Below are 20,223 nucleotides of genomic sequence, written 5' to 3' on the forward strand. Positions count from 1 at the left end.
CGAGCGGATTACTCCCGGGGCGCGGACCTGCGGCCCCGGGCTGTCCTCTTGTCGACCCCTGGGCTCGGCGTGATCGGGTCGCCGTCCGCCGCACGTTCGGGGGCGCCCTCGTCGGCGTCCTCCCGTGCGGCACGCTTCCCGACCTGCTCCAGCACCTCGTTCGTGAGAGTCGGGGCCGTTCTGTCCTTCTCGTGGTGTTCGGAGTGTTCGGATCGCTCTGCCACGGCGCCCGGGTACCCGGTTCCCTCCAGGTCACCCACGCTGCCGTATGGATAACCCCCCGGTGCTGAGACCGGTTCGCCGGATGGCCGCGGGCGGTCGCGGTCGGCGAAGCTGCGGGGGATCGCCGAAGACGCGCGGTCCTCGTGCGCCATACGCACGGAGGACGCGCACCGAGGACGCGCACAAAAGACATGCACCAGGAGGCCCCCTTGCTCACTCGCCGCGCCGCCGCCCTGTCGGCCCTCGCCGCCGCCGGCCTCTGCGCCGCCTCCGCCCGTACCGCGTCGGCAGCGCCGCGCCGGACCGGGCGGGCACGGCTGACGCTGCCCCCGCCCAGCGGTCCGCACCCGGTGGGGACGGTCTCCGTGCGGCTCGTCGACACCGCACGCGCCGATCCCTGGGTCCCGGCGCAGCCGTACCGGGAGCTGATGATCAGCATCCGCTACCCGGCACGGGCCGTCGACGGTCACCCGAGGGCACCGCAGCTGCTTCCCGGCGAGGCCGCCGGCTTCGCCGCCGTCAACGACTTCGTCGACGTGCCCGCCGACCGGGTCGACTGGGCGGCCACCCGTACCCACGCCCACGAAGGCGCCCCGGCCGATCGCGACCGGGGCCCGTACCCGGTGGTCTGCTACTCGCCCGGCGCCGGTGACCCCCGCTCCCTCGGCACCACTCTCAGCGACGACCTCGCCGCACGGGGCTACGTCGTGGTGACCCTCGACCACACCTACGACGCCTCGGCCGTGCAGTTCCCCGGCGGCCGCGTGGAACGTACCGTGCTGCCCGCGGAGTTCGCCAAGGCCTACCCGGACGAGGGGCGCATCAGGGCGCTCCTGGAGAAGACGACGGCCGTACGCGTCGCGGACACCCGCTTCCTGCTCGACGAGCTGCCGCGGGTGCTGCCCGGGGAGCTGCGCGGCCTGCCGGACTGGACCCGCATCGGCATGTTCGGGCACTCGGCCGGCGGCTTCACCGCCCTCCAGGCCATGCACGACGACCCGCGCATCGCGGCCGGCGCGAACTTCGACGGCGTACTCGCCTACGTCCAGGAGGACGGCGACCACGGCCACCTGTCCGGTGTCGCGGCGGACGGCCTGGACCGGCCCTTCCTGCTGGTCGGGAAGGACGGCAACGACCTGCGCACGGTGCCGTCCTGGAACGCCCTGTGGCGGCACAGCCGCGGACCCGGCGCGGGCCTGACCCTGCGTGGCGCCGAACACGCCACCTACACCGATGCGGAGACGATGATTCCCCAGATCGCCCGCCAACTGGGCCTGCCCCGCGCGACGGTCGTCAGGAACGTCGGCACCGTCGCCCCGGCCCGCGCGATCCTCGTCGAACGGGCCTGCCTCACCGCGTTCTTCGACCGGTGGCTGCGCGGGCGCGACGAGGCCGAACTGCCGGTCGGCTCCCCGGAGGTGCGGCTGTTCCGCCGCTGAGCGGCCGCTTTGAAGCGTGCGGTCGGGCGGGGTGCGCCGGTCACGCCGGTGTCCGGTCCGCCGCCCGCTCCAGGCATGCGGTCTCCGTGACCGGACGGGGACCGGCCGACGCCGTGGAACGTGGAACGGGTGGCGTCGGCAGTTGCACCGCCTGCCGTACCGGCGTTTTCTGGAAGTATCCGACGGTGAAACAAGAGCGCCCAAGGTTGCGGCACCGACCTACCTGGGGCCCTGCCTCGTGGCGTTCGACGCGGAGGTGAACCAGGTGAAAGCCGTTGTCTACGAGAAGCCCTTCAGCGTCGCTGTCAGGGACGTCGACGATCCGGGCATCCAGCACCCGAACGACGTGCTGGTACGGGTCACATCCACCGCGATCTGCGGGTCCGACCTGCACATGTACGAGGGCCGCACGGCCGCGGAGTCGGGCATCGTCTTCGGACACGAGAACCTCGGCATCGTCGAGGAGGTCGGCCCGGGTGTCGTCTCGCTGTCCCAGGGCGACCGGGTCGTCATGCCCTTCAACGTCGCCTGCGGCTTCTGCAAGAACTGTCTGGCCGGGAAGACCGGATTCTGCCTCACGGTGAACCCGGGCTTCGCCGGCGGAGCCTACGGCTATGTGGCCATGGGCCCCTACAAGGGCGGCCAGGCGGAGCTGCTGCGGGTACCGTTCGCCGACTTCAACTGTCTGAAGCTGCCGCCGGGCAACGAATTCGAGACCGACTTCGTCCTGCTCGCCGACATCTTCCCGACCGGCTATCACGGCTGCGAACTAGCCCAGGTGATCCCCGGCGAGAGCGTCGCCGTCTTCGGCGCGGGACCGGTCGGGCTGATGGCCGCCTACTCCGCGCTGCTGCGCGGCGCGGCCAAGGTGTTCTCGGTCGACCGGGTACCGGAGCGACTCGCCAAGGCGGAGGAGATCGGAGCGATACCGATCGACTTCACCCAGGGTGACCCGGCGGAACAGATCAAGGAACAGACCGGAGGTGAGGGCACCGACAAGGGCGTCGACGCCGTCGGCTACCAGGCCCAGGCGCATGACGCGAGCCACGAGGAACCCGCTGTCGTCCTCAACACCCTCGTCGAGACCGTACGGCCGACCGGCATGCTCGGCGTACCCGGCCTGTACGTCCCGTCCGACCCCGGCGGACCCGACGAGCACGCCAAGCACGGCCAGCTCCTGGTCTCCATCGGCAGGATGTTCGAGAAGGGCCAGCGGATGGGCACCGGCCAGTGCAACGTCAAGCAGTACAACCGGCAGCTCCGCGACCTGATCATCGCGGGGCGGGCCAAGCCCAGCTTCGTGGTCTCCCACGAACTGCCGCTGGAGGAGGCACCCGGCGCGTACGAGAAGTTCGACCAGCGGGTCGAGGGCTACACCAAGGTCGTCCTGCATCCCGGTCACGCACTGGCCGCGTAGGCCTCGGGGACGGCTGCCTTCACGGCACAGCACAGGAAGCACGGGGGCCGGCGGGCCGCACGGCCCGCCGGCCCCCGCTGTCCGCGGTGCCGCTAGCCGCGCCGTCCCGCGGTCTGGTACTCGTCCGTGGCCGGGGAGGAGCCGCCGTCCGCCCCCGGCCGCGCCCGGTCGGCGTGGCCCGGCCACCAGGCCGCGTGACCGATCAGGGCGGTGAGGCTCGGGGTGAAGAACATCGCCATCACGAAGGCGGCCACCGCGATGCCGAAGGACACCGCGAAGCCCATCTCCGTGAGCAGCGAGTTCCCGGCCAGCATCATCGTGGCGAAGGTCGCCGCCAGGATGAAGCCCGCCGCGGCCACCGTCGGTCCGGCGTGCCGCAGCGCCATCCCGGCCGCCTCGCGCGGCTCCCGGCCCTCCCGGGCCTCCTCGCGCAGCCTGGCGATCATGAGGATGTTGTAGTCCGTGCCGATGGCGACCACGAACAGATACATGATCACCGGAAGCATGAACATCAGCCCGGGCTTGTTCTGCGCGTCCTGGAAGATCCAGACCGTCGCGCCCAGCGTGGCGCCGAAGCCCAGGCCCACCGAGGCGATCAGGTACCAGGGCGCGACCACGCTGCGCAGCAGCAGCCCCAGGATCACCATGATCAGCAGGGCGGCGACCGGGAACACCGTCCGGTAGTCGTGGTTCACCGCGGAGTCGATGTCCTTGTAGATCGAGGACATGCCGCCGACCACCGCCTCGGTGCCCTCGGGAGCACTGGCGTGCGCGACGTCCCGCACCCGGCCCACCGTGTCGATCGCCTTGTCCGTGGAGGCCTCGTACTTGAGCGTGACGGTGAAGTCCGCCGTGGTACCGGGGTTGTTGAGCTGGTTCAGCCGGGCACTGGCGACACCGTCCACGGCGCCGAGTTTGCGCGCGTACGCGTCGAACGCGGACCTGTCCAGCGGCTTGCCGGCGGTGCTGGACAGGTAGACGTCGGTGGGTGCGGCGGCACCGGCCGAGTACGCCTTCTGCATCTCGTCCTGGACGACCATGGACTCCTTGGTCTTGGGCATCGAGCCCGACGCCAGGTCGAAGGTGGCGTGGTAGCCGAGCGTGCCCAGCGACAGCACCACCAGGACGAGGCCGGAGACCGCGGCGGTCAGTGCCGGGCGGCGCTGCACACCACGGCCGAGGGCCGCGAACCGGGCGTTCTCCGGCTCGCGTTGCCAGGACTTGGAGGGCCAGAACACCTTCGGGCCGATGAGCGAGACGACGGCCGGGATCAGGGTCAGCCCCGCGACGAGCGTCACGGAGACCGCGATGGCCAGCGCCGGGCCCATCTGCTTGAGGAAGCCCAGCGTGGACAGCACGAGCGCGAGGAAGGCGATGATGACCGCGCCGGCCGCCGAGGCGATCGCCTCGCCGACCCGGGCCACCGCGTTGACCATGGCCTCCTTGGGTTCGTCGCCGGCGCGCAGGCGTTCGCGGTAGCGGAACATCAGGAACAGGAAGTAGTCCGTACCCACACCGAAGAGCACGACGATCAGGATCGACGAGACGGAACTGTTGGCCTGCAGACCGAACAGCTTGGTGGCGTAGGCGATCAGTCCGTTGGCGATCGCGGACACCAGGCCGATCGTGATCAGCGGCAGGACCGCGAGGATCGGCGCCCGGAAGATGATCAGCAGGGTCACCAGGATGATCAGGAAGGTGCCGATGCCGATCAGCGCCTCACCGCGTTTGGACGAGTCCTGCTGATCCAGTGCCTGCGCGGCCGAGCCGCCGAGCCTGGCCTCCAGGTCGGTGCCCTTGGTCAGTTGCTTCACGTCGTCGCGCAACACCTTGGCCGCGTCCGCCTGTACGGGCTGACCGGCGTTCTTGCTGTCCATCTGCACCAGGGTCATGGTGTATCTGCCGTCCTTGGACGGCTGGCCGGGGACGACCTTCTGGACCTGGTCGATGTGCTTGCCGCCCAGTTCGGTGGTGATCCGGGAGACGTCCTTCAGGTCGGCGGCGGTGAGCCTGCCGCCGTCGGTGCGCTGGTACAGGGCGATCGCGGACGGGGTGAAGGCGCTGGGGAACGCCTTCTCCTGGAGGCCGGCCGCTTTGATCGATTCGTAGCTCTTGGGCAGGAAACTGCTCTCGTCGCTGTTCGAGGGCAGGCTCGGGGCGGTGGCGACGATCGCGACCGCCGCGATCAGCCATGCCACGATCGTCCAGACGGGATGTCGGACGACGGCACTGCCAATTCGTCGGAACATGCGGAAGGTCCTCCTGAGTAGGAAGATCACCGCAGCCCGGGGAGCGGACCCTGGCATCGGCGACCCCGACCGGCCCGCACCCGACGGGCCGGTCGCATGGTTGTCTTGAGGTCACATGGTAGGGATCACCCACGACAGTCGGTCCAGTGGGTTTCCGGTACCGGCCGGGCGGAGACGCCCAGCCACGGCCGCGCGGTCGGTGAGCGGTGGGTCAGTTGCTCGGTGTGGGGAGCAGGAACGCCGTGAGGGCGGCCGTGTCGTCCCGCAGCCGGTCGTGGCTGTAGTCGAGCAGATCCTGGTGGAGCCGCGCCAGCAGTTCCGGCGGCGGCATCGGGCCCCAGGAGCGCAGTCGCTGCAGCAGCGGGTAGAAGACACCGTCCGGGTCCCGGGTCTCCGTGACGCCGTCCGTGTACAGCAGCAGCTGGTCACCGGGGCCGAAGGCGTAGGTGTCCACGCGGTAGGGGTCCCCGACCAGCATGCCGAGGTTCAACGGCGGCCCCGGCCGGCCCCGGTCCAGCTCGCGCACCTCGCCGGGACGGATCAGCAGCGGCGGCGGATGGCCGCAGTTGAGGACGCGTACGACCCGCTCGTCGGCGGGGATCTCGGCGAAGACGGCGGTGACGAACCGTTCGGCCGTCTCCTGCCCGCCCAGCTGGTCGGCCCTGCGCGACATGCTGACGTCCACCCGCTCCACCAGCGCGTGCAGGTCGGGTTCGTCGTGCGCGGCCTCGCGGAACGCCCCCAGCATCGCGGCCGCCGTCTCCACCGCGAGCAGCCCCTTGCCGCGCACGTCGCCGATGAGCAGCCGTACCCCGTGAGCGGTGGGCACCGCCTCGTAGAGGTCGCCGCCGATGCGGGCCTCCGCGGCGGCGGACAGGTAGAAGCTCTCAAGGAGCAGGTCGCCGATCCGGTGCGGCACCGGCCTGAGCAGGACGCGTTGCGCGATCTCGGCCACGAACCGTACGTCGGCCAGGGTGCGTTCGCGGCGCGTGCGGTGCGCGGCCAGGACCGTCCCGAGGGCGCCCACCAGGGCCGTGCACGCGTAGACGGCGACGTAGTGCCGTTCCCAGATGTAGCCGACGGAGCGGCCCGCGCAGCACGGGGTGCCGGCCAGCAGCATCTCGAAGCCGACGGCGAAGACGGTGGTGCCGGCGACGACGACCGCCGTATGGGCGAAGGCGGTCACCAGGGGCAGCGCGATCAGCGCGAAGCTCACCGGCCACGACACGGGGGTGATCGGCTCGACCACCAGTACCCCGGCGACGTACATGACGGGGAGCCAGCGCATCCACGCGGGGGGTGCGGGCAGTGCTGGGTTGCCACCGTCGTGCCTCACCCGTGACTCCTGGCCTACGCATCTCGACAAGACGACCAGCGTCCCCGGTCACCGGGGGACACGCCCGGATTGCTCCGCTCAGCGGCATGTTCCGTCGGCAGCATTCGCCTCTACTTCCGAAACATTCGAGATTTTCTGGGTGTCTCAATGGATCTTCGATTGGCCGATTGTCGACCATGTCGATCTCCTGATGTCGAATCGGCCCGGTGAACTGCGTAAATGGTCACGACGGTGAAGCGAAGGTTTCGAAATAATCACCGAAACTGTTGACAGGTGGCATGGGCAGACCAACACTCCCCAGCAAGTCACACCCGCAGCAACCCGCACAGGCCACAGAGGAGGCACCGCATGAACCCGCTCGACCACGCCCTCAGCCGCCGGAGCGCCGGCGCCCTGCTGCTGGGCGCCGCCGCCGGGCTCGCCCTGCCCGGCACCGCCCGCGCCGCCACCGTCGTCACCACGAACCAGACCGGTTCCAACGGCGGCTACTACTACTCCTTCTGGACGGACGCCCAGGGCACGGTGTCCATGACCCTCGGCTCCGGCGGCAACTACGGCGCCAGCTGGCGCAACACCGGCAACTTCGTCTGCGGCAAGGGGTGGAGCACCGGCGCCCGCCGCAACGTGACCTACTCCGGCAGCTTCAGCCCCTCCGGCAACGGCTACCTGTCCCTCTACGGCTGGACCTCGAACCCGCTCGTCGAGTACTACATCGTCGACAACTGGGGCACCTACCGGCCCACCGGAACCTACAAGGGCAGCGTCACCAGCGACGGCGGCACCTACGACATCTACCTCACGACCCGGTACAACGCGCCGTCGGTCGAGGGCAACAAGACCTTCAACCAGTACTGGAGCGTCCGCCAGTCGAAGCGGACCGGCGGCACCATCACCACCGGCAACCACTTCGACGCCTGGGCCAGGGCCGGCATGCCCCTCGGCAGCTTCAGCTACTACCAGATCCTCGCCACCGAGGGCTACCAGAGCAGCGGCAGCTCCAACATCACGGTGGCATGATGGGCGCCCCGGCGGAACGCTCCTTACGCCCCGTGGTGGCAGCCGCCGTCGCACTGGCCGCCGTCGGCACCCTCACCGTCGGCGCCGTCCCGTCCCACGCGGCCGCCTGTACCGGCTACGTGGGCCTCACCTTCGACGACGGGCCGTCCGACGCCCACACTCCGAGTCTGCTCAGTGCCCTGCGGGCGAACGGGCTGCGCGCCACCCTGTTCAACGAGGGCCAGTACGCGGCCGCCTACCCCGCGCAGGTCAGGGCCGAGGCCGGCGCGGGCATGTGGATCGGCAACCACAGTTACACCCACCCGCATCTGACCCAGCAGTCCCAGGCGGGGATCGACTCGGAGATCTCCCGCACCCAGTCCGCCATCGCCGCCGCCGGCGGCGGGACACCGACCCTGTTCCGGCCGCCGTACGGCGAGACCAACGCGACCGTGCGCACCGTCGAGGCCAAGTACGGTCTGACCCAGATCATCTGGGACGTCGACTCGCAGGACTGGAACGGCGCGAGCACCGACGCCATCGTGCAGGCCGTCTCCCGGCTCACCAACGGCCAGATCATCCTGATGCACGAGTGGCCGGCCAACACCCTGGCCGCGATCCCGCGCATCGCGGGGACCCTCACCGCCAAGGGGCTGTGCCCCGGACGGATCTCCGCTCAGACCGGCCGCGCGGTCGCACCCTGAGAAAGCAGTGGCACCGGTGGCGCGGCGGTACGTCAACCGCCGCGCCACTCTCATGAGTTCGGATGAACGGCGATCCGCCGGATCCCTCGCGTCGATAGGTTCGCCACCGTGGACTACTACGACCTGGGCCGTCACAGCCGACGTGTCACGACGTCGTCCCCCGACGCACAGACCTGGTTCGACCGGGGGCTGAACTGGACCTACGCCTTCAACCACGAGGAGGCCGTGCGCTGTTTCGAGGCGGCCGGCGCGGCCGACCCGGACTGCGCCATGGCCGACTGGGGCGTGGCCTACGCCCTCGGCCCCAACTACAACAAACCCTGGGAGTTCTTCGACGAACGGGACCTCGCCCGCACCGTCGAGCGCACCCACGCCGCCGTGCAGCGCGCCCACGCCAAGGCCGCCGTCCGTGCGACCCCCGTGGAGCGCGCCCTCGTGTCGGCCCTGCGCGCCCGCTACCCTCGGGCCGCCGCCCCGGACCCGGCGGCCTGCTCGGTGTGGAACACGGACTACGCCGACAGCATGCGCGCCGCCTACGACCTGGCGCCGGACGACCCCGACGTGGCGGCCCTGCACGCCGACGCCCTGATGAACCTCACGCCCTGGCAGCTCTGGGACATCCGCACCGGGCGACCGGCCGACGGCGCCCGCACCCAGGAGGCCAGGGCCGTACTGGAGCGGGCCCTCGCCACCGAGGCGGGGACCCGGCACCCCGGCCTGCTGCACCTGTACATCCACCTGATGGAGATGTCGCCCACGCCCGAGACCGCGCTGCCCGTCGCCGACCGGCTGCGCGACCTCGTCCCCGACGCCGGGCACCTGCGGCACATGCCCTCGCACCTGGAGGTCCTCTGCGGCGACTACCGGCGCGTCGTCTCCGACAACACCGCGGCCGTCGCCGCCGACGAGAAGTACCACGCGCGGGCCGGCGCCATGAACTTCTACACCCTGTACCGCTGCCACAACCTGCACTTCAGGATCTACGGCGCGATGTTCCTGGGCCGCTTCCAGGACGCCCTCGCCACCGCCGAACTGCTCGAAGCCGCCGTCCCGGAGGACCTGCTGCGCGTACCGAGCCCGCCGATGGCCGACTGGCTGGAGGGCTTCCTGGCCATGCGGGTGCACGTCCTGATCCGCTTCGGCCGCTGGGACGACATCCTGCGGCTCCCGCTGCCCGCCGACCCCGCGCTGTACTGCGTGAGCACCGCGATGCTGCACTACGCGCGCGGCGTCGCGCACTCCGCGACCGGCCGGATCGCCGAGGCGGAGACGGACCGCGCGCGGTTCCGGGACGCCGTGGCCGCGGTCCCCGGCACCCGAACGATCTTCAACAACACCTGTGCCGACGTCCTGGCCATCGCCGCCGCCCTGCTCGACGGCGAACTCGCCTACCGCAAGGGCGACTTCGACACCGCCTTCAGCGCCCTGCGGCACTCGGTCGACCTGGACGACAACCTCCCCTACGACGAACCGTGGGGCTGGATGCAGCCCACCCGGCACGCCTACGGCGCCCTCCTCCTCGAACGCGGCCGCGTCACGGAGGCCGAGGCGGTCTACCGGGCCGACCTCGGCCTGGACGACACCCTGCCCCGGCCGTTGCAGCACCCGGGCAACGTCTGGGCCCTGCACGGCCTCCACGAATGCCTGCGGCGGCTCGGCAAGGACGGCGAGGCCCGGATCGTGGCCCAGCAGCTGAAACTCGCCGCCGCGAGCGCCGACGTGCCGATCACGGCGTCCTGCTTCTGCCGCACCGACTGCTGCGGCACCCCGTAGGCGTACCGGGCTACAGCGCCCGCGCCACCAGCAGCGCCACGTCGTCGTGGTCGTCGGGGTGGCGCAGACCGTGCAGCAGCAGGTCGCAGGTCTCCTCCAGCGGCCGGCTCGGCTCCTCCAGGAAACCGAGCAGGACGTCGAGGCGGTCGTCGATCGGATGCCGGCGGGTCTCCACCAGACCGTCCGTGTACAGGACGAGCAGATCACCCGCGGCCAGGTCGACGGTCCTGGTCTCGAACGGGATGCCGCCGACGCCGAGCGGGGCGGCGGCCGGCAGGTCCAGCAGGGCCGGCGCCGTGCCCGAGTGGACCAGCGCGGGCGGCATGTGACCCGCGTTGGCGATCTCGCAGCGCCTGGTGACCGGGTCGTACACCGCGTACAGACAGGTGACGATGTAGTGCTCCAGATCGCAGGTGATCTTGTCCAGGTGCTGGAGCACGGCGGCGGGCGGCAGGTCCAGGTCCGCGTACGCGCAGGTGGCGGTGCGCAGCCGGCCCATCGTGGCGGCCGCGTCGATGCCGTTGCCCATGACGTCACCGACGACCAGCGCGGTCCGGTCGCCCGCCAGCGGGATCACGTCGTACCAGTCACCGCCCACCTCGCTGGTCGCCTGCGCGGGCTCGTAGCGGGAGGCCAGCTCCAGGCCCCTGTGGTGCGGCGGGTGGTCGGGAAGCAGACTGCGCTGCAGGGTGAGGGAGGTGTTGCGGACGCTCTGGAACCAGCGGGCGTTGTCGATGGCGACCGCCGCGCGCCCGGCCAGCTCGCTGGCGAGGACCACGTCGTCCTCGTCGAACGGCAGCGGATTGCTGGTGCGCTTGAGGTCCAGGGCGCCGAGCACCTCGCCGTGGGCGATGAGCGGCACGGCCAGGTACGAGTGGACACCGGCCTGCGCCAGCAGCTCGCCCGCCGCCGCGTTGCGCGCGATCCGCGGCAGGTCGTGCGCGCCGACGTGCGGGACCAGGACCGGCCGTGCGGTGTGCACGCACAGCGTCACCAGGCGGTCGCCCTCGTACGCCGCCAGATCGCCGGGGGAGTCGGCGGCCCGCAGTGCCACCGTGGGATGCGCCGCCTTCAGGGCGAGGGCACGGAACAGCTCCGGGCCGTTGTCCGGGCGGCGTGAGCGGCGCAGGGCCAGCGCCGAGTCCAGCACGTCCACCGCGACCACGTCCGCGAGGACCGGGGTGGCGACCTCGGCCAGCTCGGCGGCCGTGCGCTCCACCTCCAGCGAGGTGCCCACCCGCGCCGAGGCGTCGGCGATCAGCGCGAGCCGGCGCCGGGCCCGGTCGGCCTCGGCCGCCGCGCGATGCCGCTCCGTGACGTCGACGACCGAGAACGCCGCGCCCAGGATCCGGCCGGCGGGGTCCTCCAGCCGGTAGAACGACAGCGACCAGGCGTGCTCGTGGTCCGGATCGACGGGCGGCCGGCCCATGTGGTACTGGTCGAGCAGCGGCGTACCGGTGGTCAGCACCTGGCGCAGCGCCGACTCCACCGTGTCGATGTCGGGCAGCGGCAGCGTCTCCCGCAGATGCCGCCCGATGTGCTCCTCGGCGGGGATGCCGTCGATCCGCTCCAGGGCCGGGTTCACCAGCAGGTAACGCAGGTCGGGGTCGAGCAGGGCCAGGCCGATCGGGGACTGGTTGATCAGCCGCTCGCACAGCGCCAGGTCGGTCTCCACCCGCTGGAGCAGGTTGTGGTCGGCGACGATCCCCAGGGCGTAGACGTCCCCGAGGTCGTCCAGCAGCCGCATGCTGCGGAACTCCATCAGGCGGCTGCCGCCGTCCTTGTGCCGGACCGGGAAGGCGCCGGCCCAGGCCCGGCCGGTCTCCAGCACCTCCGTGAAGAGGCTCACCGCCGCCTGCAGATGCTCCGGATCGACGAGCAGACGTGCCGCGTACCGGCCCAGGGCCTCCTCGGCCGAGTATCCGAACAGCTCCCCGGCCTGCGGCGTCCAGAAGACGATCCGGCCCTGGGAGTCCAGGGCTACCGCGGCCACGCTCAGCACGTCCAGCAGGCCGGTCGGACGCAGCCTTCCCCGTCCGTACCCCTCACCGCCGGAGCCGTCGGCACCACCGGTCCCCAGGGAGTCCGCACCCATCCGTCAACCACCTCCACCGGCCGCCGGGCCGATGCCGCGGCCGCCACGGCACTTCCATGCTGCCCCCGCCCCGCCACTCGCCCAACTCCAGACGGGTACCCCGCTGCCGGCGGCGGTCCCGGCCGGTCCCGGTCACCCGGATTCCCCGCGGACCGTGCGCGGCGATCGGACAAGCAGGAACATGGGGGTACGTAGAGGATGTAGCCAATGGATTCTCCGCGAAAAGACCTCGACGCGCCGGTCTCCGTGGGCGCACGCGATCTCCTCGACGCGTCCAGCGACGCGGCGGCGGTCGTGTCGGCCGCGGGTGCCGTGGTCGGCTGGACCCGCGCCGCCGAGGCCCTGCTCGGGCATCCGCCCGCCGAGGTGACCGGCAGCCCCGCGGCGCGGCTGCTCGCCATGCGCGCCGACCCGGCCCGGGCGGCCGGCGTCGCCCAGCGCTGCCGCTCAGGCATGGGCTGGAGCGGGCTCGTACCGCTGCGGCACCGCGACGGCCGCAGCGTCCTGGTCGACCTGCGGGTCTCCGCGTCCTTCCGGATCAACGACGAGGAGTGCTTCCTGCTCTCGGCACGCGAGCAGCGGCCTCAGTGGGCGATGGGGCAGTCCGTCCTCGACGGGTTCCTCACCCGCTCGCCGATCGGCATGGCCGTGATGGACCTGGAGCTGCGTTACGTATGGCTGAACGACACCCTGGAGCACCTCGGCGGAGTCCCCCGTGAGCAGCGCCTGGGCCGGCGGCTGAGCGAGCTGCTGCCCGGGCTGCAGGCGACCACCCTCGAGACCCTGATGCGCGAGGTGCTGAAGACCCGGCAACCGGTCACGGACTACGAGTACCTCGGCTGGAGCTGGTCCGATCCGCACCGCCAGCACGCCTACTCCACGTCCTTCTTCCCCCTGGTGGGCCCCGACGACTCCGTGACCGGCGTCTGCTACCTGGTCTCCGACGTCACCGAGCGGTGGGCCGCCCGCCAGCTGCTGTCCCTGGTCAACGAGGCGGGCACCCGCATCGGCACCACGCTCGACGTGCTGCGCACCGCCCAGGAACTCGCCGACTTCGCCGTCCCCCGGTTCGCCGACTTCGTCATCGTCGACCTCCTGGAGCCCGTCCTCAGCACCGAGGGGCACGGCACCTGGCTGACCGACGCGGGGCCGGCGCCGGCCAGACCGGCGATGCGGCGCGCCGCGCTGAGGACCGTCCGCGAGGGCCACCCCGAGGCCGTGGCGCGGGTCGGCGACAAGGTGGACTTCCTGCCGCCGCCGCACGGCCTCGACCTGCTCATCAGGGGAGAGCCGATCCTCATCCCCGAACTCGACCCGGAGGACCTCCTGTGGGTCACCGAGCACCCCGCTCGGGCGGCCCGCATCCGGGAGTTCGGACTGCACTCGCTCATCTCGGTCCCGATGCGGGCGCGCAACACCGCCCTCGGCCTCACCACCTTCGCCCGCTCGCTCAACCCGGCCCCCTTCCAGGCGGACGACGTCCTGCTCGCCCAGGAACTCGTCGCCCGGGCCGCCGTCTGCGTCGACAACGCCCGCCGCTACACGAGGGAGCACACCGCGGCGGTCACCCTCCAGCGCAGCCTGCTGCCGCAGGCCCTGACCGGCGGTACGGCTCTCGACGTGGCCTCCGCCTACCTGCCGGCGGACGCGACGGACGGGGTCGGCGGCGACTGGTTCGACGTGATCCCGCTGTCCGGCGCCCGGGTCGGCCTGGTCGTCGGGGACGTGGTGGGCCACGGCCTCACCGCCGCGGCGAGCATGGGCCGGCTGCGCACCGCCGTGCAGACCCTCGCCGACATGGAACTGCCTCCCGACGAACTCCTCGCCCACCTCGACGACCTGGTGCTGCGGCTGGGGGAGGAGGAGATCTCGGGCACGGCCTCCGAGGGCAGCACGGCCACGTTCGTGGGAGCGACCTGCCTGTACGCCGTCTACGACCCGGTGACCCGGCGGTGCGCCATGGCCCGGGCCGGGCACCCGCCGCCGGTCGTCGTGGCGCCCGACGGGCAGGTCCGGTTCCCCGAGATGCCCCCCGGGCCGCCGCTCGGGCTCGGCGGCATGGCCTTCGAGGCCACCGAGATCGAACTCGCCGAGAACAGCCTGATCGGCCTCTACACCGACGGCCTCATCGAAGGCGCCGACCGGGACGTCGAGTTGGGCATGGCCCGACTGCGCGCCGCCCTGGCGGTCCCCGACGCCGACCTCGACACGCTGTGCGCGTCGGCCGTGCAGCAACTGGTCCCCGTTCCGCAGCCCGACGACATCGCCCTGCTTCTGGCCCGCACCCACGCCCTGGGCATCGACCACGTCGTCTCCTGGGACGTCCCCGTCGACCCGGCCGCCGTCGGCGAGGTCCGGGCCAAGGCGGTGCACCAGGTGCTCACCTGGGGCTACGACGAGCTGGTGACGACCACCGAACTCATCGTCAGCGAACTGGTCACCAACGCCATCCGGTACGCCGAACCGCCCATCACGCTGAGGCTGTTGCGCGACTCCCGGCTGACCTGCGAGGTCGCCGACGGCAGCAGTACCGCGCCCCGGCTGCGGCACGCCCGCAGCACCGACGAGGGCGGCCGGGGCCTCTTCCTGGTGGCCCAGCTCGCCCACCGCTGGGGCGCCCGCCACACCGGGAACGGCAAGATCATCTGGGCCGAGCAGGAGATCCCGGCGACGTGAGCCCGGTGGGACCGGGCGACGGCGCCCTGTCGAATGCGCATGTTTGGCCGTACGCTGTCAATTGATGAGGATTCGGCAGCAATGGGGGGAGCCGCCTTGTTGGGGGACGCGTACGGCCCGAACCAGCAACCACCGGACCACGGACCACTTGACCAGGGACCGCCAAACCAGGGACCGCCAAACCAGGGACCGCCAAACCAGGGACCGCCGGACCAGGGACCGCCGGACCAGGGACCACCGGGCCACGCCTTCCCGGGGCCGGGAGTCTTCGTCCCGCCCATGCCGTCGAGTCCGCCGCCCGCTCCACCGGACGCCCTGCGTGCCACCGCCGTCGCCCTCCTCAACCTGAGCGGCCTCGGCCTCGGCTACCTGCTCGTGCGAAGACGGCTCCCGATGGCCGCCTGCCTGGCGGCGACCGTCGTGCTGCTCCTGGTGGCCCTGCCCGCGGACGCCGACGGCGTGCCCGCCGCCGCGTCGGCAGGCTACGCCGTGGTGCTGCTGCTGGCGGCCGTGCACGGCGCCCGCGTCGGCCTGCGCACCCGGCTGATCCTGCCCGGACGGCGGCCCCTCGCACTCCTGCTGGGTGTCGCCCTCCTCGCCGTCCCGGTGGGCGGCGCGCTCTGGTACGACAGCGCCCACCAGGAAGCCGTGCAACGCGCGCTCCTCGATCGGCTCGACCACGCGGACGAACGCGTCGCCGCCGCCGCCCACGAGGGCTTCGCCGCGGCCAGGCCCGACTACCAGGAAGCCCTGGCCGTCTACCGTGACCTCGCCGTCCACCACTCCGGGTCCCGTGCCGCCGCCCAGGTCCCCGACCGGCTGAGGACCTACTACACGACGGTCGCCGCGGCCTACGGCCACCACGACTACTGCACGGCCGTCGCGCCGCTGGAGTACCTGCGGACGGTGCCCGACTCCCTGCCGAAGGACCAGCTCGGCGCGCTCGCGCACTGGCCCGACGACCGGCTGGCCACCTCGCTGTACGAGTGCGGGGCGCAGGGCCTGACCGGCGACGGCACCGACTGGGTCCCCCGGTTCGGCGAACTGCTGCGCACGTTCCCGGACGCCGGTCAGAGCGCCAAGGTCGCCCCGGCCCTGGACGCGGCCGTGAAGAAGGCGGCGACGGCAGTCTCCGGCGACGACCCCTGTACCGCCGTCGAGCGGCTGCACACCCTGAACTCGGGGATCACCCAGCTGTCCGACGGCTCGGGCGCGCAGGCCGGCGCACTGGGCGAGCTCGCGTCCCGGGCCGGCCGCAGCGGTGACGCGGGGGAGTACCAGTGCGGCGTCAGGCAGTACAAGGACGGCGACTACGCCAAGGCACAGGGGACCCTCCAGCAGTTCCTCGCCGACAACCCGCACGACGGCAACGGTGCCCGCGCCCGGAAGATCGTCATCGGCGCCGAGGTAGCCCAGACCCTCCCTGCCGCCGGCAAGAGGCTGCCCACCACCGCCTCCGGCGGCGGCATCTCCGTGACCGTCAAGAACGACAGCCCCGACGACATCACCGTGCTCTACACGGGCCCGGTCACCGGCAGCTTCACCCTGAAGGCGTGCGGCGGCTGCAAGGCGTACTCGTTCGCCGGCACGATCACCCCCGGCTGGCAGCCGTGCGGCGACAGCGGCCGGAACTACCCGCAGCGCACGATCAGCCTGCCGCCCGGCACCACGTACTTCGTGCACCAGCCGAAGAACGACACCACGGCCACCCCGGGCTCCGACACCGCCAAGCTGCGCTACGGCTACGTCTACACCGAGTGCGCGTACACCACACAGTCGCTCACGTCCGGTTACTGAGCGGGCCGGGAGGCTGTCGGACCGGCCAACTATGCTCCGGCGCATGAACGACGAGGACGACGAGGGCAGGGACGACCCCGCCAGACGAGTGGTCGACGGGCGGTTCGAGCTGGTGGCCCGGCTCGGTGGCGGCGGCATGGGCATGGTCTGGCGGGCCACCGACCTGGTGCTGCGGCGCAGCGTGGCCGTCAAGGAGGTACGGCCGTCCGACCCCGGCCTCGCCGAGTACGACCCGGGGGCCGCCCGGCTGCTGCGCGAACGGGTGCTGCGGGAGGCCCGCGCCCTGGCCCGGGTCGACCACCCGAACGTGGTGACGATCCATCACATCGTCGACGGGGGGCCCGGGACCTACCCGTGGATCGTCATGGAACTCGTGACCGGCGGCTCGCTCGCCGACCGCCTTGCCGCAGGGCCGGTGAACCCGGTCGAGGCCGCGCGGATCGGCCGCGAGGTGCTGGCCGCGCTCCGCGCCGCCCACGAGGCCGACATCGAACACCGCGACGTGAAGCCGGCCAACGTCCTGCTGCGCCCCGACGGCCGCCCGGTGCTCACGGACTTCGGCATCGCCGCCGTCCGTGAGGCCACCGCCCTCACCGCCACCGGATCGGTCATCGGCACCCCCGACTACATGTCACCGGAGCGCGTCTCCGGCAAGGACGGCGGAGCGGCCGCGGACCTGTGGTCCCTCGCGATGATGCTGTACGTGGCGGTCGAGGGCCACCATCCGCTGCGCCGCGGCACCACCCTCGCCACGCTCGCGGCGGTCCTCGCCGAGGACGTCCCGCCACCGGTCCAGGCCGGGCCCCTCACGGACGTCCTCACCCGCGTCCTGGTCCGCGACCCGGCGGCCCGCCCGGACGCCGCCGCCCTGGACCGCATGCTGGCCCGGGCCGCCCGGGAGACCGGGTCCCCCACGTCCTTCCCGTTGCAACCCCCGTCCGCGCCACCGCGGGACGCACCGCTTCCCGACGCACGGGACGCGTCACCGCCGGACCCGACGCCCATCTCCCTCGGACCCGTTCCACGCCGCCGCCGGAGGCTGCTCCTCCTGCCCGCGGCCGCGGTGGCCGTCGCCGGTGTGCTCACGTGGAACCTGCTGCCGGGCACGGGCGGCCACACCCCCGACCCCACGGACTCCGGCAGCACGCGCACCACGGCACCGCCCTCGGCCGGGAGCACGGTCCCCTCCACGGCCGCACAGCAGACCGCCGGCACAGACCTGCTGACCCCCCAGGGCATACGCACCGCCGTCGCGGCCTTCGAGAAACAGACCGGCCGGGACCGCTTCGGCAAGCTCACGGTGTACCCGGAGTACGTCATCGCCTGGCTGATGGTGAAAGGCAGCGACACCGCGTACGACACCTACACCTACCGCGCCGGGCAGGGCGTGCGGAAGGACATCATCTCGGGCACCCTGCCCGGCTTCGGGACCCCCGTCGGCCTCGACGGCTTCGACTGGGACAAGGTCCCCTCCCTGCTGGCCCGGGCCCAAAGGCAGCTCGAGGTCGCCGCCCCGACCAGCCGCTACCTGGTCGTGGACCTGCCGGGCGACGCCTTCGGCGACCCCGCCGGGATGTCCGTCTACCTCGGCGACAAGTACAGCCGGAGCGGATACCTCCAGACGGACAGGAAGGGCAAGGTCGTCAGGGTGGTGCCGGCCGAGGGATGAGGCCGGGCGAGCGGTCGGCGGGTTTGCGATCGTCCGAGGACGGGACGAGTATTTTTTGTGGGCGGAACGGTCGGCGGAACGGCCGGAACACGTCGTGATTCCGATGCCACCGGATGCCACCGCGACCCGCGGATCACGAGGTCCTTGGCGGTGAGCTCCCCGCACAGCCGGGCGAACCGCTCAGCCGGGTCGGCAGATCGAAGGGAGTCTGCCCATGCGCATCGTCGTGGACCTGAATCGATGCCAGGGATATGCCCAGTGTGTGTATCTGGCGCACGAGGTCTTCAGGCTGAGCGGCCAGGAGGCGCTCACCTATGAGCCGAACCCCGACGACGAGCAGCGCCTGCAGGTCGAGCGGGCCGCCGCCGCGTGTCCGGTGCAGGCGATCGTGATCGACCGTTTGGACGGCGCGGAGGGAAGTGCGGCGTCATGACCTTGCGGGCATCGGTCGCCGAACTGGTGCGCGAGTTCCGGGCCAGCGGCCGGATCGTCGTCGTAGGAGCCTCCCTGGCCGGGCTGCGTGCCGCGGAATCCCTGCGGGCGGAGGGCTTCACCGGCTCCCTGACCATCATCGGGGACGAGCCGTACGAGCCCTACGACCGGCCGCCGCTGTCCAAACAGGTGCTCAAGGGCTGGGTGCCGGCCGACCACACCAAGCTGCCCCGGCTGCGCGAGGTGAACGCGGACTGGCGGCTCGGGGTGGCCGCCGTCGGGCTGGACCGCGTCAGCAAGCAGGTGCGTCTGGCCGACGGGGAGCAGGTGCCGTACGACCGGCTGCTGATCGCCACGGGCACCCGGGCGCGGCAGTGGCCGAATCCGGACGAGGCCGCCCTGGAGGGCGTCTGCACGATTCGCTCCCGTGACGACGCCGCCCGGCTGCAGAAGGCGCTGGCCGCGTCGCCCTCGCGGGTCCTGGTCATCGGCGCCGGCTTCATCGGCTCGGAAGTGGCCTCCGTCTGCCGCGAGTTGGGCATCGCGGTGACCGTGGTCGAGCGGGGTGCGGCGCCGTTGGTGGGCGCGCTCGGCGGGGTGATCGGAGAGATCGCCGCGCAGATGCAGCGCGATCACGGCGTGGACCTGCGCTGCGGGCTGGGCGTGTCGGCGCTGGAGGGCGACTCCGCGGGGCATGTCCGGCGTGCGCGGCTGTCCGACGGCGCCACCGTCGACGCCGACGTGGTGGTGGCCTCACTCGGGTCGATCCGCAACGTGGAGTGGCTGGAGGGGTCGGGGCTGGCCGCCGGTTTCTGGGGCGTCGGGTGCGACGCGGGCGGCCGTGCCTTCGACATCAACGGCGTGGTCACCGACAGCATCTACGTGGCCGGTGACGTGGCACGCGCGCCGCACGTGCTGTACGAGTACCAGTTCCTGGCGATGGAGCACTGGGACAACGCCGTCCTGGGCGCCGAGGTCGCGGCCCACAACATGGTCAACCTGGAGCCCCACTACCGCCCGCATCTGCTGCTGCCCGGCTTCTGGTCCGGTCAGTTCGGCGTCAACATCAAGTCTGTCGGCGTGCCGCCTTTCGGTGACGAGATCGTCATCACGCAGGGGTCTGTCGCCGACCGTCGCTTCGCCGCGGCCTACGGTCGCCGGGGCCGCATCGTGGCGGCCGTGACCTTCGACCACGGCAAGTGGCTGGAGTACTACGGGAAGCTGATCGAACGGTCCGGTCCGTTCCCGCCTCCGCCGCCGGGCTGGGACCAGCCGGCCGACACGAAGCCGATGCCGGCGGAGTTCCCGGACCCGAGGGTCCCGACGGCGATCCCCGACGTCGTCCTGACCGGCCACGCGCCGAGCGAGCGCAAGGCCGAGTTCCGGCCGCGGCGCCACTGACCCGGCCCGCCGGGTCC

13 protein-coding genes and 1 pseudogene are annotated in these 20,223 nt (G+C 72.0%); 10 read left to right on the forward strand and 4 right to left on the reverse strand.

Annotation, left to right across the window (positions count from 1 at the left end; translation table 11 throughout):
• Positions 1-8: 8 nt before the first annotated feature.
• The gene (locus tag ACZ3KP_RS04730; RefSeq protein WP_467496331.1) at positions 9-224 is read right to left on the reverse strand and encodes a hypothetical protein; all 216 of its coding nucleotides are present in this window, start codon (positions 222-224) and stop codon (positions 9-11) included.
• Positions 225-431: 207 nt separating this feature from the next.
• Here ACZ3KP_RS04730 and ACZ3KP_RS04735 point away from each other — a divergent pair, with 207 nt between their 5' ends.
• Entirely contained in the window at positions 432-1,661 is a 1,230-nt protein-coding gene (locus ACZ3KP_RS04735; RefSeq protein WP_467496333.1) for an alpha/beta hydrolase family protein, read from the forward strand.
• A gap of 265 nt (positions 1,662-1,926) precedes the next feature.
• A complete protein-coding gene (locus ACZ3KP_RS04740; RefSeq protein WP_467496335.1) occupies positions 1,927-3,078 on the forward strand; it encodes a glutathione-independent formaldehyde dehydrogenase in 1,152 nt (383 codons plus the stop codon).
• 92 nt (positions 3,079-3,170) lie between these two features.
• On the opposite strand, the gene ACZ3KP_RS04745 is transcribed toward ACZ3KP_RS04740, so the two are convergent.
• On the reverse strand, positions 3,171-5,327 hold the full coding sequence (locus tag ACZ3KP_RS04745; RefSeq protein ID WP_467496337.1) for an MMPL family transporter: 2,157 nt from the start codon (positions 5,325-5,327) through the stop codon (positions 3,171-3,173).
• A 211-nt stretch (positions 5,328-5,538) separates the two neighbouring features.
• Positions 5,539-6,663, reverse strand: a complete 1,125-nt coding sequence (locus tag ACZ3KP_RS04750; RefSeq protein ID WP_467496339.1) for a PP2C family protein-serine/threonine phosphatase — start codon at positions 6,661-6,663, stop codon at positions 5,539-5,541.
• A gap of 348 nt (positions 6,664-7,011) precedes the next feature.
• On the opposite strand from ACZ3KP_RS04750, the gene ACZ3KP_RS04755 reads away from it, so the two are divergent.
• From ACZ3KP_RS04755 to ACZ3KP_RS04765, 3 genes and pseudogenes are all read left to right on the forward strand, one after another.
• On the forward strand, positions 7,012-7,680 hold the full coding sequence (locus ACZ3KP_RS04755) for a glycoside hydrolase family 11 protein (RefSeq protein ID WP_358980622.1): 669 nt from the start codon (positions 7,012-7,014) through the stop codon (positions 7,678-7,680).
• Positions 7,680-8,360: pseudogene (locus ACZ3KP_RS04760) on the forward strand (polysaccharide deacetylase family protein); the annotation flags it as partial. The gene ACZ3KP_RS04755 and the pseudogene ACZ3KP_RS04760, both read left to right, overlap by 1 nt.
• Before the next feature lie 111 nt (positions 8,361-8,471).
• Entirely contained in the window at positions 8,472-10,136 is a 1,665-nt protein-coding gene (locus tag ACZ3KP_RS04765; protein WP_467496341.1) for a tetratricopeptide repeat protein, read from the forward strand.
• A gap of 10 nt (positions 10,137-10,146) precedes the next feature.
• Here ACZ3KP_RS04765 and ACZ3KP_RS04770 read toward each other — a convergent pair whose 3' ends face one another.
• On the reverse strand, positions 10,147-12,231 hold the full coding sequence (locus tag ACZ3KP_RS04770) for a SpoIIE family protein phosphatase (protein WP_467496343.1): 2,085 nt from the start codon (positions 12,229-12,231) through the stop codon (positions 10,147-10,149).
• Positions 12,232-12,438: 207 nt separating this feature from the next.
• Here ACZ3KP_RS04770 and ACZ3KP_RS04775 point away from each other — a divergent pair, with 207 nt between their 5' ends.
• The 5 genes from ACZ3KP_RS04775 (at position 12,439) to ACZ3KP_RS04795 (ending at position 20,206) form a co-directional block, all read left to right on the forward strand.
• Complete coding sequence (locus ACZ3KP_RS04775; protein ID WP_467496345.1) at positions 12,439-14,907, forward strand: SpoIIE family protein phosphatase; 2,469 nt, start codon at positions 12,439-12,441, stop codon at positions 14,905-14,907.
• A 279-nt stretch (positions 14,908-15,186) separates the two neighbouring features.
• The gene (locus ACZ3KP_RS04780) at positions 15,187-16,704 is read left to right on the forward strand and encodes a hypothetical protein (RefSeq protein WP_467496347.1); all 1,518 of its coding nucleotides are present in this window, start codon (positions 15,187-15,189) and stop codon (positions 16,702-16,704) included.
• A 43-nt stretch (positions 16,705-16,747) separates the two neighbouring features.
• A complete protein-coding gene (locus ACZ3KP_RS04785; RefSeq protein ID WP_467496349.1) occupies positions 16,748-18,373 on the forward strand; it encodes a protein kinase domain-containing protein in 1,626 nt (541 codons plus the stop codon).
• A gap of 214 nt (positions 18,374-18,587) precedes the next feature.
• Positions 18,588-18,806, forward strand: coding sequence for a ferredoxin (locus ACZ3KP_RS04790; RefSeq protein ID WP_467496351.1), 219 nt, complete (start codon positions 18,588-18,590; stop codon positions 18,804-18,806).
• Entirely contained in the window at positions 18,803-20,206 is a 1,404-nt protein-coding gene (locus ACZ3KP_RS04795; RefSeq protein ID WP_467496353.1) for an NAD(P)/FAD-dependent oxidoreductase, read from the forward strand. The genes ACZ3KP_RS04790 and ACZ3KP_RS04795 overlap by 4 nt, the downstream gene beginning before the upstream one ends.
• Positions 20,207-20,223 lie beyond the last annotated feature (17 nt).

The organism is Streptomyces sp. NPDC020958 (assembly GCF_055562175.1).

Coding starts and splice junctions, on each gene's coding strand:
- ACZ3KP_RS04745 (WP_467496337.1), bottom strand. CDS start 5,327: ATGTTCCGACGAATTGGCAGTGCCGTCGTCCGACATCCCGTCTGGACG.
- ACZ3KP_RS04755 (WP_358980622.1), top strand. CDS start 7,012: ATGAACCCGCTCGACCACGCCCTCAGCCGCCGGAGCGCCGGCGCCCTG.
- ACZ3KP_RS04770 (WP_467496343.1), bottom strand. CDS start 12,231: ATGGGTGCGGACTCCCTGGGGACCGGTGGTGCCGACGGCTCCGGCGGT.
- ACZ3KP_RS04775 (WP_467496345.1), top strand. CDS start 12,439: ATGGATTCTCCGCGAAAAGACCTCGACGCGCCGGTCTCCGTGGGCGCA.
- ACZ3KP_RS04780 (WP_467496347.1), top strand. CDS start 15,187: ATGCCGTCGAGTCCGCCGCCCGCTCCACCGGACGCCCTGCGTGCCACC.
- ACZ3KP_RS04785 (WP_467496349.1), top strand. CDS start 16,748: ATGAACGACGAGGACGACGAGGGCAGGGACGACCCCGCCAGACGAGTG.
- ACZ3KP_RS04790 (WP_467496351.1), top strand. CDS start 18,588: ATGCGCATCGTCGTGGACCTGAATCGATGCCAGGGATATGCCCAGTGT.
- ACZ3KP_RS04795 (WP_467496353.1), top strand. CDS start 18,803: ATGACCTTGCGGGCATCGGTCGCCGAACTGGTGCGCGAGTTCCGGGCC.